At 45.6% G+C, this 14,533-nt stretch carries 9 protein-coding genes; 7 read left to right on the top strand and 2 right to left on the bottom strand.

The annotated features are described in order from the left end of the window. From ligA to dapA, 3 genes are read left to right on the top strand one after another with little or no spacing between them, the layout of a single operon-like run. Positions 1 to 1,998 (top strand): NAD-dependent DNA ligase LigA, encoded by a 1,998-nt coding sequence (ligA, locus tag C825_RS14805; RefSeq protein ID WP_010803036.1) that lies wholly within the window; start codon positions 1 to 3, stop codon positions 1,996 to 1,998. After that, on the top strand, positions 1,995 to 2,516 hold the full coding sequence (locus tag C825_RS14810) for a DUF6913 domain-containing protein (protein WP_010803037.1): 522 nt from the start codon (positions 1,995 to 1,997) through the stop codon (positions 2,514 to 2,516). Before ligA ends, C825_RS14810 begins: the two co-directional genes overlap by 4 nt. Before the next feature lie 53 nt (positions 2,517 to 2,569). After that, positions 2,570 to 3,463, top strand: a complete 894-nt coding sequence (dapA, locus tag C825_RS14815; RefSeq protein ID WP_007656941.1) for a 4-hydroxy-tetrahydrodipicolinate synthase — start codon at positions 2,570 to 2,572, stop codon at positions 3,461 to 3,463. 566 nt (positions 3,464 to 4,029) lie between these two features. On the opposite strand, the gene C825_RS14820 is transcribed toward dapA, so the two are convergent. Continuing rightward, positions 4,030 to 5,694 carry an AMP-binding protein gene (locus C825_RS14820; protein ID WP_010803038.1) on the bottom strand — a complete coding sequence of 555 codons (1,665 nt, stop codon included), beginning with the start codon at positions 5,692 to 5,694 and terminating at the stop codon, positions 4,030 to 4,032. Positions 5,695 to 6,052: 358 nt separating this feature from the next. On the opposite strand from C825_RS14820, the gene hypD reads away from it, so the two are divergent. Together hypD and C825_RS14830 are read left to right on the top strand one after the other, a co-directional pair. After that, positions 6,053 to 8,413 (top strand): trans-4-hydroxy-L-proline dehydratase, encoded by a 2,361-nt coding sequence (gene hypD / locus C825_RS14825; RefSeq protein WP_228100030.1) that lies wholly within the window; start codon positions 6,053 to 6,055, stop codon positions 8,411 to 8,413. 38 nt (positions 8,414 to 8,451) lie between these two features. Next, a complete protein-coding gene (locus C825_RS14830) occupies positions 8,452 to 9,360 on the top strand; it encodes a glycyl-radical enzyme activating protein (RefSeq protein WP_010803040.1) in 909 nt (302 codons plus the stop codon). Positions 9,361 to 9,375: 15 nt separating this feature from the next. Here the strand turns inward: C825_RS14830 and C825_RS14835 are convergent, their stop codons facing one another. Beyond that, positions 9,376 to 10,254, bottom strand: a complete 879-nt coding sequence (locus tag C825_RS14835) for a helix-turn-helix domain-containing protein (protein WP_007656936.1) — start codon at positions 10,252 to 10,254, stop codon at positions 9,376 to 9,378. 153 nt (positions 10,255 to 10,407) lie between these two features. On the opposite strand from C825_RS14835, the gene C825_RS14840 reads away from it, so the two are divergent. Together C825_RS14840 and C825_RS14845 are read left to right on the top strand one after the other, a co-directional pair. Beyond that, positions 10,408 to 11,430: an efflux RND transporter periplasmic adaptor subunit gene (locus C825_RS14840; RefSeq protein WP_010803041.1), complete on the top strand. Its 1,023-nt coding sequence runs from the start codon at positions 10,408 to 10,410 to the stop codon at positions 11,428 to 11,430. After that, positions 11,427 to 14,519, top strand: a complete 3,093-nt coding sequence (locus C825_RS14845; protein WP_010803042.1) for an efflux RND transporter permease subunit — start codon at positions 11,427 to 11,429, stop codon at positions 14,517 to 14,519. The genes C825_RS14840 and C825_RS14845 overlap by 4 nt, the downstream gene beginning before the upstream one ends. Positions 14,520 to 14,533 lie beyond the last annotated feature (14 nt).

The following is a 14,533-nucleotide window of genomic DNA, read 5'->3' on the forward strand; positions in this document are numbered from 1 at the left end:
ATGGTGGAGGCAAAGATAAAAGCACTGCGTGATGAGTTGGAACAGCATAATTATAATTATTATGTACTTTCCACACCGACGATATCAGACCGTGAGTTTGATGAGAAGATGAAAGAATTACAGGCATTGGAGGAAGCTCATCCCGAATTTGCCGATCCGCATTCACCGACGCAGCGGGTGGGAAGCGACTTGTCGAAGGAATTTGAACAGGTAGTCCACCAGTATCCGATGCTTTCTTTGGGAAATACCTATTCCGAAGAAGAAATACGTGATTTCTATGAGCGGACGGAACGTGCTTTGAACGAGCCTTTCGAGATTGTTGCCGAACTGAAATATGACGGAACTTCCATTTCGTTGATTTATGAGAACGGACGCCTGGTCCGTGCCGTGACCCGTGGCGACGGAACCCGTGGCGATGATGTGACGGCTAATGTAAAGACAATCCGTTCTGTCCCGTTAAAGTTACGGGGGGATAACTATCCGGAAAACTTTGAGATACGGGGTGAAATTCTATTGCCCTGGGCAGAATTCGACCGTCTGAACAAGGAACGTGAAGAGCAGGAAGAACCGCTTTTCGCCAATCCTCGTAATGCTGCTTCAGGCACATTGAAACAACAGAATCCGGCTATCGTGGCTTCACGTAAACTGGATGCTTATTTTTATTATTTACTGGGTGAAGGTCTTCCTGCCGACGCTCATTACGAAAATCTACAGATTGCTCGTACCTGGGGATTTAAAATACCTGATGTCATCCGTAAATGCGACAGCTTGCAGGATATTTTCGACTATATCGCTTATTGGGATGTGGAACGGAAGAACTTGCCGGTGGCTACTGATGGCATCGTATTGAAAGTAAATTCACTGCGCCAGCAGAAGAATCTGGGATTCACCGCCAAGAGTCCTCGTTGGGCTATTGCTTATAAATTTCAGGCAGAGCGGGCGGTAACACGTCTCAACTCAGTCTCTTTTCAGGTAGGACGCACAGGGGCCGTTACTCCGGTTGCCAATCTGGAACCGGTATTGCTGGCTGGGACGACCGTCAAACGTGCCTCTCTGCATAACGCAGATATTATTGAAGGACTGGATTTGCATCTGGGAGATAATGTATATGTAGAAAAAGGCGGAGAGATCATTCCTAAGATCGTTGGTGTCGATGTCGATTCCCGTTCGATGTTGTTGGGAGCGAAGGTAACTTTTATCAAGACTTGCCCTGAATGCGGTACGCCTTTGTATCGTCCGGAAGGGGAGGCGGCCCATTATTGTCCGAATGAAGCCGGTTGTCCGCCGCAGATTAAAGGTCGTATCGAACATTTCGTTACCCGCCGCGCCATGAATATAAATATCGGTCCGGAAACGGTAGAAGATTTGTATGAAGCCGGACTGGTAAAAAACGTTGCCGATCTGTATATATTGGAGATGCCGGACTTGTTGCGTCTGGAACGTTGGGCGGAGAAAAGTGCCCGTAACCTGATGGCGAGCCTTGTAGAATCCAAACAGGTACCGTTTGAACGGGTGTTGTTTGGGTTGGGTATCCGTTATGTCGGCGAGACTGTGGCAAAGCGCCTGGCATCTGCATTCCATTCGATGCAACAATTACAGGAGGCTTCCTTGGAGACATTGACGGAAGTGGATGAGATTGGCGAACGTATTGCCCGTAGTGTCGTAGACTATTTTGCCGACGAAAACAACCGTATCCTGGTAGCCCGCCTGCAAGAATACGGATTGCAAATGACGGTAGCCGAAGAAGTGCTGGCAAACCGTTCCGATAAACTGAAAGGATTGACAATCGTGATTAGCGGTACATTTACCCAACATTCACGTGACGAATATAAAGCCATGATCGAACAGCATGGCGGAAAGAACAGTGGTTCCGTCTCCGGCAAAACGGATTATATCCTTGCCGGGGAAAACATGGGTCCGGCCAAACTTGAAAAAGCAGCAAAGCTGGGAGTGAAGATTATAAATGAAACTGAATTCTTAAACATGTTGGCAGAATGAGACTGACGAACCATTTTATCCGTAAGAAAGTAAAGGCCTTGGCTGGGCAGTCCGGAAAGCGTCAGAGTAACTTCTGCACCCTGAAAGATGCCCGCCATATCCTGGTGTTGTTTAATGCCGAAGACCGTGATGTCGTTGAGCCTTGCCTCAAAACATTACGTACGTTGAATAAGAATGTCAATGTTTGCGTCTATGTGTCCGGCGAAACGGTGCCAGAGATGAATCCGTCGTATATGGTTGTCCATGCCAAGACCGATCTGGATATGTGGTATATGCCAACGGATGAAATCCAAAAGAAGTTTTATTCATGCAATGCAGATATACTAATCGACCTTACCCAAGGTAATAATTATGTCATGCAATATTTGTTGTTGAAGCATCCCGGAACCTTAAAAGTCGGAGCAAAAAACGGTGAACTGGATTTATATGACCTCACGATTTCAATGACAGAAAACGCTGATATAAAGCATTTATTCGAACATATCTTATTTTATTTGCAGACAATCCGTTCCAAATGATATAATTTCGTTATTTTTGCAGTGCTAAATAACAAAAAAGGAATATTTTCCCCATGGCAGACATAAATTTAAAAGGAATGGGTGTGGCATTGATCACTCCCTTTAAGGACGACGAAAGTGTGGACTATGATGCGTTGAGCAAACTGGTAGACTACCAGGTGCAGAACGGAACCGATTATTTGGTAGTGTTAGGAACTACTGCGGAAACACCAACCCTCACTGAAGAAGAAAAAAAGAAAATTATCAGCCTCGTTGTAACTAAGGTTAACGGCCGTATTCCTATCGTTTTAGGTGTTGGCGGTAACTGTACCCGCACGATTGTTGAGAAATTAAAGAACGATAATTTTGATGGTATCGACGCTATCCTGTCTGTCGTACCTTATTATAATAAACCTTCCCAGGAAGGAATTTATCAGCATTACAAAGCTATTGCCGGAGCCACCAAACTTCCCATCGTATTATATAATGTACCGGGAAGAACAGGTGTAAATATGACTGCTGCTACAACACTCCGTATTGCACGTGAGTTTAAGAATGTAGTCGCTGTAAAAGAGGCTTCCGGTAATATCACCCAGATGGATGACATCATTAAGAATAAACCGGCGAATTTTAATGTTATTTCCGGTGATGACGGTATCACCTTTCCGTTGATTACATTAGGTGCGATCGGTGTTATTTCTGTTATCGGTAATGCCTTCCCCCGTGAATTCAGCCGGATGGTTCGTTTGGCGTTGGCCGGCGATTACGATCATGCCCGTACTATCCATCATCGTTTCACCGAATTATTCGAATTACTGTTTGTAGACGGTAATCCTGCCGGAGCGAAGAGTATGCTGAATGCAATGGGCTTCATTGAAAACAAACTGCGTCTGCCATTGGTGCCGACACGTATCACGACCTTCGAGAAGATACGTGACGTACTCCGTGAGTTGAGCATTAAATGTTGATGCACCCCGTGCTTGTCACGTCTGAATTTTGAACGATTATTTCCTGAAATAAAAACAATTGTTTTTGAAACTAAATACTTAAGTTATTGTAGTTAAATACTTAAGTATCTGAAATCAAAAACAATTGTTTTTTTGTCCCCCCATATCATCTCATGCAGTTACTTTCAGCTTTCAGTTTTCCTTTGATGATATATTTTTCAATTTGTCCGGCTGAAGGGATGAATTTGTAAAAAAATGTATACAAAAAATCAGTGTAAAACAACTTCCGGCAAAACATATGACTTTTGTCTTCAAAGCATATATGTTTTGTCATCAAAAGATAGGTCTTAACATTTCGAAACACCTATGCTTTGTCAGCGGATAACTACCCGTCGGCAAACGGATAACTACCCATCAGTAAACAGATAACTACCCATCAGTAAACAGATAACTATCGGTGGGCAAACGAATGCCTACTTGTCGAATTTTGAATTCAATATAATCACCTTTCAGCCAAATCCAATCTTTTTCAAGGCGGATATCTGGCTGAAACCTGAAAGGTGAAGTTTGGGAACACCTCCGGAGAATCAGTTTTCTTCTGCCGGCTGGTATAAATACCGTTTGATGCTGCGCTTCGGTGTCTTTTCGAACTCTTCCTGATACAATTTGAAGCAGGTTACTTTGCTGTAGCCCGGCATCTCTGTATTGAGTTGGTCGATGTTTTGTTGCATCAGTTTTTCTATTTCGGAATGTTGGATGCCTGCTTTGTCAACCTGTTCCCAATCCGGATAGATCAGGGCAACCAGTTTACCGCCTTGCGAGATTACCAACGATTCGGAAACATAAAGCATGTTGTTCAGGCGGTCTTCTATTTCTTCCGGATAGATGTTCTGTCCGCTTGGTCCCAGAATCATGGATTTGCTACGTCCGCGGATATAGAGGAAACCGTCGGAATCTATTGTTCCCAGGTCGCCGGTACGCATCCAGCCGTCGGGCATCATGACCGCTTTGGTCGCTTCGGGATTCTTGTAATATCCCAACATGACGTTCATGCCGCGTACCAGGATTTCACCTACTTCGTTAACCGGGTCGGCAGAGTCGATACGCGCTTCCATCCGGTCGACAATGCGGCCGACAGAACCTTGTCTGAACGTATCCCATTGTTCGTATGCCACCAACGGACCGCATTCCGTCATTCCGTAGCCAACAGTATACCGGAACTTGATGGAGCGGAGAAATTCTTCCACCTCTTTGTTCAGGGCGGCGCCACCGATTACCACTTCGCCGAATTTACCTCCGAAAGAATCATTCAATTTCTTTGCGATGGTGTCGAGTACTTTCTGGTCGAGGTAGGGGACTTTCAGCAGTAATTTGATGAGCGGCTTTTCCAGTTCCGGGAATATCTTGTTCTTGACGATTTTCTCGATGATAAGAGGTACGGCGAGTATCAATGCCGGTTTCACACGGGCAAATGCTTCGGCGATAATCTTCGGGCTCGGTGTGCGGGTAAGGAAATGCACATGGCATCCTTTGTTCACACAATTCAGAATCTCGAAAGCCAGGCCATACATATGTGCCATCGGCAACATGCAGACCACACTGTCTCCCGGATGGATAAACGGCAGGTTGTCGTAAGCAAATTGCGTATTGCTCCATAAGCTGCGGAAAGGAATCATAACCCCTTTAGAGAAGCTGGTCGTTCCCGAAGTATAGTTCAATACGGCCAGTTCTTCCGGTTGTTCGACATGATATTTAACATCGGCAGCCGTGAAGGAGCGGGGATATTTCTTTCCGAAATACTCGTTAATCCTGTCGCGCACTACCCGTACTTCCTTATTCTTGCTCTTGATGATGGAGAAATTGTCCAGCATCATGAACAGTTTGACATCGGGCATCATCTGCTCGTTCATATTCTCCCAGTTGTTGGCTCCGGCCAGTACGGCCTTTGCCCCTGAATGGTTTACAATATGATGGATATTGTCCGGCTTGAACTCGTGGAGGATGGGGACGGCAACCGCACCATACGCCAGTATGCCGAAAAAGCAGATGGCCCAGTTAGACGAATTTCGTCCGACCAAAGCTACTTTGTCTCCTTTCTTTATTCCTGCATGTTCGAGTATTATATGAAATTTTTCGATACGCCGGGCCACATCTTTATAATGGTACGTGTGTCCATTATAATCTGAGAAAGCAGGCAGGTCCCAATGTTCCTTGATGCTGTTCTCTATAAGTCCTAAAAAACGATTTTCCATGAAGATATATTTATATGAATAACCATGAAAACAAAACGAATGTTGCAAATATAGTAAAAAATACAGACGCTATTATTTTGTTTATTCATGAAAAGTATTTATGTTTGCGGTATTCGTATAAATCTTTGTATATTATATGATTATAAAAGGTTACAGAAAACTCTTCAATTGTTTGATGTTCTATCTTTAAACAATACATTCTTTCCCGGACAGAACCGTCTGTGGCACGGTTTACTATTTTCTTATTCTTAGTTATTTCTTAAAAAATACTGTGTTCAATATGAGTACGACAACAGCTCAGCGTGCACCCCGCAGTGCATCCAATTTTGCTCCGGCGGCGGAAGCAAATGGGTATGGTATGAACGACCGTATCAAACGGTTACGCCAGCTTTCTTTTGAGGCTGAACCTTCCCTGTCTATCGAACGGGCGCTTATCGAAACCCGTTTCTACAAGGAGAATTACGGGAAATATCCTGTTCCGATCCTGAGAGCATTGAACTTTCTTGAGATATGCCGGCAAAAGACCATCTATATAGGTAAAGACGAACTGATTGTGGGTGAACGTGGTCCGGCACCGAAAGCTGTTCCTACTTTTCCCGAGCTGACCTGCCATAGTGTGGAAGACCTGCATGTGCTGAATACCCGTGAATTGCAACGTTATACCATCAGCCAGGAAGATATAAATACTTATGAACGCGAAGTAATCCCATACTGGAAAGGCCGTACTCAGCGTGAACGTATTTTCAGCCATGTCCCGAAAGAATGGAAAGAGGCTTATGAAGTCGGTATGTTTACCGAATTTATGGAACAGCGTGCTCCGGGACATACGGCTCTTGACGGAAAAGTCTACCGCTACGGTTTGCTGGACCTGAAAGAACGGATTGCCGGCGAACTGGCAAATCTCGATTTTATGAATGACCCTGAAGCGACGGATAAACAGGAGGAACTTACCGCCATGTCTATCTCCTGCGATGCCGCCATTCTCTTTGCCGAACGTCATGCCGACTTGGCGGACGAAATGTCGATGGCGGAGAAAGACCCGGTGCGGGCTGCCGAACTTCGTAAGATAGCTGAAGTTTGCCGTTGGGTTCCGGCCCATGCTCCCCGTACGTATTGGGAAGCTATCCAGATGTATTGGTTTGTCCATCTGGGAACTATTACCGAACTGAACGGCTGGGATGCCATGAACCCGGGACATTTCGACCAGCATCTGGCTCCTTTCTATGAAAAGGAAATAGCTGCGGGAACCCTTACCCGTGATGAAGCCAAAGAATTGATGTCTTGCTTCTTTATCAAGGTAAATAACCATACGGCACCGCCGAAAGTCGGTATTACCGCCAAGGAAAGCGGAACCTACAACGACTTTACCAACCTGAATATCGGAGGAGTGAAAGCCGACGGTAGCGACGGGGTAAGCGAAGTTTCCTATATCATGCTTGAAACGATTGAGGAACTGCATATCCTGCAACCGGGAAGTGCCATTCATATCGGTGCCCGTACGCCGGAACGGTTCTTGCGGGCCGGATGCAAGGTGATTCGCCAGGGACACGGTTATCCGTCGGTATTCAATCCGGACGTGTATATCCAGGAACTGATGCGACAGGGGAAATCTCTGCATGATGCCCGGGAAGGAGGTTGTAGCGGTTGTATCGAGGTGGGTGCTTTCGGGAAGGAGGCTTATGTGCTGACCGGCTATCTGAATGTACCGAAGATACTGGAAGTAACCCTTCACAATGGTGTCGACCCGGTGTCCGGCCGTAAAGTAGGACTGGAGACCGGTAATCCGTGTGACTTTGCCGGTTACGATGATTTATACGCCGCCTTTATGAAACAAGTGCATTATTTTGTGGATATGAAGGTGCGTGTAAGCAATTATATCGACCGGATGTTTGCCAAATATGCACCGGCCACATTCCTTTCCTTGTTTATTGACGATTGTATTGCCAAAGGACGCGATTATTACAACTGCGGACCGCGTTATAACACCACTTATATACAATGTACGGGGCTGGGAACAATAACCGACAGCCTTTCCTCCCTGAAGAAACATGTCTTTGAAGACAAACGTTTTTCGATGGATGAAATGCTGAAAGCAATGGCTGACAATTTTGCCGGAGCGGAAGTTATGCGTCAGACAATCCTGAACCGTACGCCTTTCTTCGGTAATGATGACGAATATGCCGATGCTATTGCCGTCAAAGTATTCGATGATTTGTATGATGCTATTGAAGGCAAACCGAATACGAAAGGGGAGTGTTTTCACCTGAATATGCTGTCGACTACCTGTCATGTTTATTTCGGTAAGGTGATGGGAGCGACCCCGAACGGCCGTCTGGCAGAAAAGGCTATCTCCGACGGGACTTCTCCTTCACATGGTGCCGATACGCACGGACCGTCTGCCGTTATCAAGTCATTGGGCAAGCTGGACCAGGTGAAGAGTGGCGGAACATTGCTGAACCAGCGTTTCCTTCCGAGCCTGTTGAAGCGGGAGGAAGATATATCGAAACTGGCTTCCCTGATTCGTAGTTATTTCGCTTTGGGCGGACATCATATTCAGTTTAATATTGTGGATACGGAAACGCTGTATGCCGCCCAGAAATGTCCGGAAGATTACCGCGACTTGTTGGTTCGTGTAGCCGGTTACAGTGATTATTTCAATGATATGAATGCTGACTTGCAGGCAGATGTGATTGCCCGTACGGAGCAGGAAAGCTTTTAGTAATTGAAAATTAAGAATTGAGAATTGAAAATTAGTTGATGGGGTTAATATTCGATATTAAGCGGTATGCTATCAATGACGGGCCGGGCATCCGGACGACTGTCTTTATGAAAGGGTGCCCGTTGTCGTGTGTTTGGTGTCATAATCCGGAGGGGGTATCCAGCCGGAAACAGAAACTCTATACAAAGAAGAAATGTATAGGATGCCGGACGTGTGTGGAGAATTGTCCGCAAAAGGCACTGGCTTTGACACCCGAAGGGATTGTTACCGACAATGCTCTCTGTCATTTGTGCGGCAAATGTGCGGAGGGCTGTCCGGCTCTGGCAATGGAGATATCCGGAACCGAATATTCCGTAGATTACCTGATGAAGGAGATTGAAAAGGAAACGGTATTCATGGACCGGTCGGAGGGAGGCGTAACCTTTTGCGGAGGGGAGCCGTTGTTGCATCCGGATATGTTGCTGGAATTACTTCATCGTTGTGGTGACCTGGGTATCCATCGTGCCGTCGATACGACATTGTTTGCCGGAGAGGAGATTGTCAGGGAGGTGATGCAACATTCCGAGCTTTTTCTGGTAGACCTGAAGCATATGGATACAGTTAAACATAAACTTTACTGCGGAGTGTCTAATGAATTAATATTGTCTAACTTACGCATGGTGGCGGAAGCTGGTCATGCGTTTCATATCCGTATCCCTTTGATAGAAGGTATGAATGCGGATGAAGAAAATATAACCCGTTCGGCCGCATTCCTTTCTTCCTTACCCTGGCAGCATCGGACGGTGAATCTGCTCCTTTATCATGATATTGGTAAGAACAAACATGAGAAGCTGGGGACGGTATATAACCCGGCCCATTATCCGATGGCGACGCCGTCGGAAGAAACGGTGGAGCGTTGTAAGGCTATTTTCAGTATGTATAATATAAATGTAATAATCGGGGGATAAAGGCAATATTATCCCCTATCGTTTTCTGTATTCTTTGGGAGATATTCCTGTGTGATGCTTAAAATACTTTCCGAAGAAAGATTGGTTGGCAAAGTTTAAACTATCGGCTATTTCCTGTATGCTCATCTGGCTTGACTTCAATAACGTTTTTGCTTCCAGAATCACATATTCGTCAATCCAGTTTCCGGCAGGCTGTCCGCTGACTTCTTTGGATATGAGTGAAAGGTATTTGGCTGTGACACAAAGTTTGTCGGCATAAAAGGCAACACTCCTTTCCTGCTTGTAGTTTTCCAGTACCGTTTGCATAAACAATCCGAACAGCTCTTCTTTGCGAGACCTTTTACCTTCATTAGCCGGTTGGTGTTTGCGGAAGATATTGCAGACGTCGTAGAATAATGACAGTAACAGGCTTTGAATAACTTCTTTCCGGTATACATGCTCTTTCATCTTAACCCTTTTCCATAACATGGGATGATATTCGGAAAGATAATCCAACTCTTCCTCAGTCAGGGTAGTGCATGGATGGTCCCTGACGTAGAAGAAAGCTGATAAAAGATTCTTCATTCCCGGGATCGTATCGTCAATGAACTGTTTGGATACTCCCAGGAAAATACCGGCAAAGTCATCACTGCGTTCGTAATGCTGCACTATCTGGTCCGGCAGAAGAACTACCAGATTATTAGGAACGATTGTATATTCTTTCAGATTGATGCTGATCCGTACGGAACCTTTCTGGCAAATGGCAAAAACGGCGGCATCTGCAATACGGCTGGGATAATCGAATAGCGGAATTTCATTCAAATCGTCGAAAATAACGAAATCGTCATCAAAGAAGTCTATTTTGGATGAATGTTCGACCTTCGAGATGTCTATTATAGGAACTGTTTGGTTCATCTTTTCTTTATTTATATGCAAATATAGGAAAAGAATGCATACGAATGCGAAAAACAGAACAATTCTACGGCTCAACTGACCTTTTATAAAATAAGGATTCTCATCACTTTTGCATCGTTTATTTCTCTTTAAAATACTAATAAATAGATAGGTATGAAGATTGTAGAATGTGCGGGCATCTCTTTGCTTATAATTCTGTTGATGAGCTGTTCCGGCCAAAAGGACAAGCCGACGGAAGAGAGGGTAATACCGGTGAAAGTGGTTGAAATAACGGGCAGCAGCCTTGTTGATGGTCAAAATTATGTTGGAACGGTAGAGGAAATGTCTGCCTCTTCCCTGAGTTTTCAGGTTATGGGGAATGTGCAGGAAATTCTTGTCCGTGAAGGGCAGAAAGTTCATAAAGGGCAGCTTCTGGCTTTGCTGAATCGTGCGACTCTTCAGGATACGTATGACGCATCCCGCGCTTCCCTGGTGCAGGCGCAGGATGCTTATGACCGTATGAAAACATTGTATGAAAACAAAAGTCTCCCGGAAATCAAATGGGTGGAAGTACAGAGTAAGTTGCAACAGGCACAGTCGATGGAAAGCATCGCCCGGAAGAATCTGGAAGATGCCAGCCTGTATGCTCCTTTTGACGGTGTGATCGGGAAAAGAAATGTGGAGGCAGGCGAGAATGTGCAGCCCGGTAAACCGGTTTTCACCTTATTGGATGTAGGGACGGTGAATATTAAGATTGCCGTACCGGAAAAAGAAATACCGTTCATCGACCACCGGAAAGCGGCTATAACCGTTGCTGCTTTGGGAGGCCGGCTGTTTGAAGGCATGGTTACGGAGAAAGGCATTACCGCTAATTCGGTATCCCATACCTATGAAGCCAGGATAAAGCTGGATAATAGGGATGGAGCGTTATTGCCGGGAATGGTTTGCCGGGTGAGAGTGGAAGATAAGGACAGGGTTACTACTATCTCGTTGCCTAATAATGTGATACAATTATCGCACACCGGCGAACGGTATGTCTGGTGCCTGCGTGACGGAAAGGCCAAAGCGGTAACGGTTCGTATCGGAGAGTTGACCGACAATGGCGTACAGATAACGGACGGACTGAGCGAAGGTGACCTTGTCATAACAGACGGTTATCAGAAGGTGAGTGAGGATATGAAAGTGAAAGCCTTATGAAAAGACAGCAGGGAATTATAGAATGGGCCATGCATTATTACCAGATCACCTTATTGGTGCTGACCGTCTTGGTCGGTCTGGGAATTTATGGCCTGGTAAATATGCCGAAACAGGAGTTTCCGGAATTTACCATCCGTCAGGGTGTTGTCGTGGGTGTTTATCCCGGGGCGACTTCTGCCGAGGTGGAGGAACAACTGGCAAAGCCTTTGGAACGCTATCTTTATACTTTTAAGGAGATAAAGAAGAAGAAAACATATTCCATGTCGCGTGACGGAATGGTGTATATCATGGTGGAACTGAACGATGAAGTGAACAATAAGGACGAAGTCTGGTCGAAGATTAAGCTGGGTTTGCAGAACTTCAAATCGCAATTGCCTTCGGGTGTCCTGGCTGTCATTGCGAACGACGACTTCGGTGATACCTCCGCTTTGTTGATTACGCTTGAATCGGAAGATAAAACATATCGTGAACTGGAGGATTATCTGGAATCACTGGAAGACCGCCTCCGTCGTATTGAGTCTGTTTCAAATCTGCGCCGTTACGGCATACAAAAGGAACAAATCAGTGTCTATCTCGACAGGGATAAGCTGACGGCTTACAAGCTGGATACCCGAATGTTGATGACAACGCTTTTCACACAAGGATTTACCACATCGGGAGGCTCGTTGAAAAGTGAAGACCTCGATATTCCAATCCATTTCTCTAACACCTATGCTTCTGAAAAAGAGATAGCCGACCAGATTATCCTGGCGGATGGTGACGGGAATATAATCCGTCTGAAAGACATAGCACGTATTGTCCGTGAATATCCCGAGCCTGACAGTTATATAATGAATAACGGAAAGAAGGCTATCATCCTTTCCATGGAGATGCGGGAAGGCAATAATATTGTACAGTACGGAAAGGAAGTGGATAAGGTGCTGGCAGCTTTCCAGGAAGAGCTTCCGGAAAGCGTGTCCATTCAGCGGATTGCGGACCAGCCCAAGGTGGTGGATGATTCGGTGAGTTCGTTTGTGCGTGACCTGTTTGTCTCCATCGTGGTCGTTATCCTGGTGATGATGCTGCTTTTTCCTTTCAAATCGGCTCTTGTTGCGGCTACTTCCATTCCGATTAGTATTTTTATATCTATCGGGATTATGTATGCTGTCGGCATCCCGTTGAATACGGTTACATTGGCTGCTTTAATTGTTGTGCTGGGGATGATTGTGGATAACTCCATCATTGTTATAGATGCTTATCTGGAACGGCTGGATAACGGAATGTCTCGTTGGCATGCCGCAGTATCGAGTGCCAAGAACTATTTCTCTTCCATCTTTCTGGCAACGCTCAGCCTTTGCATTATCTTCTATCCGTTGCTGTTTACGATGACGGGGCAGATGCTGGACTTTCTGAACTGGTTCCCCTGGACGATAACGATTTCATTGATGACCTCGCTGGCTATCGCCATGATATTTATTCCCATGCTGGAACACACCCTTATCAAAAAGGGATTGAAAAACGGGCAGAAGACGGACGGAAAGAAACGTTTCAACTTGTTGGATACGGTACAGGCTGTCTATGAAAAGGTACTTGAATGGACTTTTCGCTATCCCAAGACAACGTTGTTTATCGGGGTATTATCCGTGTTGCTGGCTGTGGTGATTATGATGCGTATCCCGCAACGAATGATGCCGGAAGCAGACCGTGACCAGTTTGCTATAGAGATTTATTTGCCGCAAGGTTCGTCATTGGATAAAACGGCAGCCGTTTGCGACAGCGTATATGCTTTATTGAAAGATGACGAACGGGTTTTGTCGGCTACCGCATTTGTGGGAATGGCTTCCCCGCGTTTCCAGGCAACTTATGCTCCGAATATGGGTGGGAAGAATTATGCGCAGTTTATTGTAAATACAACATCCGTAGAGGCAACGGCCAACCTGCTGGATGAATATGCCAATGCTTATGCCGATTATTATCCGAATGCTTTCATCAAGTTCAAGCAGTTGGATTATCAGACTGTGAGTTTCCCGATAGAAGTTCGCTTTATGGGAGATGATATAACGGCCTTGAAGCAGGTGGCCGATACATTGATGACATCATTGCAGGATATGGATGGCCTGGTTTGGGTTCATACGAATTTTGAGGAGATGCTACCCGAAGTTCGTGTAACACTTGACCCTGTGGAGTCGTCCCGTCTGGGAATTTCGAAAGCGATGGCGGCGGCCGATATGGCTATCCGTTATAACGGTATGTCGGTCGGCTCTGTTTGGGAAGGCGATTATCCGTTGGCTATCTGCCTGAAATCGGATAAGGGAGAGGATGCATACGATTCGTTTGATAGGATAGGGGATGCTTATTTGCCGACGGCTGTTCCGGGTGTCAGTGTTCCGCTTCGCCAGGTGTCTGAAATACAGGGAGGATGGAATGAAGGGCAGATTGTTCGCCGTAACGGAGTGCGTACGTTGAGTGTGATTACTCAGGTTAAACGCGGCTTTAATGAAACGAATATGCAGAAGAAGGTAGAAAAGGTGATGAACAGCCGGGTGATACCCAATCTTCCGGAGGGCGTATCTTTTGAATACGGAGGTGTAAAAGAGTCTGACGAGGAAATTATCACTCCGATAATAGAGGGGCTTTCGATTGCCGTTATTATTGTCTTCCTGTTCTTGCTGATAAATTATAAGAAAATCGGATTGGCTGTTGCTGCCCTTACTTCTATTTTACTGTGCCTGTTCGGTGCTGCTCTCGGTCTCTGGGTGTCCGGGATGGAGTTCAGTATCACTTGTGTGTTAGGTATAATCAGTTTGATAGGTATTGTGGTACGTAATGCGATTATGATATTCGACCATGCCCAGGATTTACGTATCAATCATCACATCTCTGTCAAAGAGGCTGCCATGGATGCCGGTAAACGTCGTATGTTACCGATTTTCCTGACGTCGGCAACAACAGCGGTAGGGGTTGTCCCGATGATTATCAGTAACAGTGCCTTATGGACGCCGATGGGAGTCGTGATTTGTTCGGGAACAGTATTTGCCATGATATTGGCCGTTATTGTTATTCCGGTATTTTACTGGATAATATTCGGAGGGAATAAAAAAGTCGTATAACTATTAAGAGTAAA

This window comes from Parabacteroides sp. ASF519 (genome assembly GCF_000364265.2).
Lineage (GTDB): Bacteria > Bacteroidota > Bacteroidia > Bacteroidales > Tannerellaceae > Parabacteroides > Parabacteroides goldsteinii.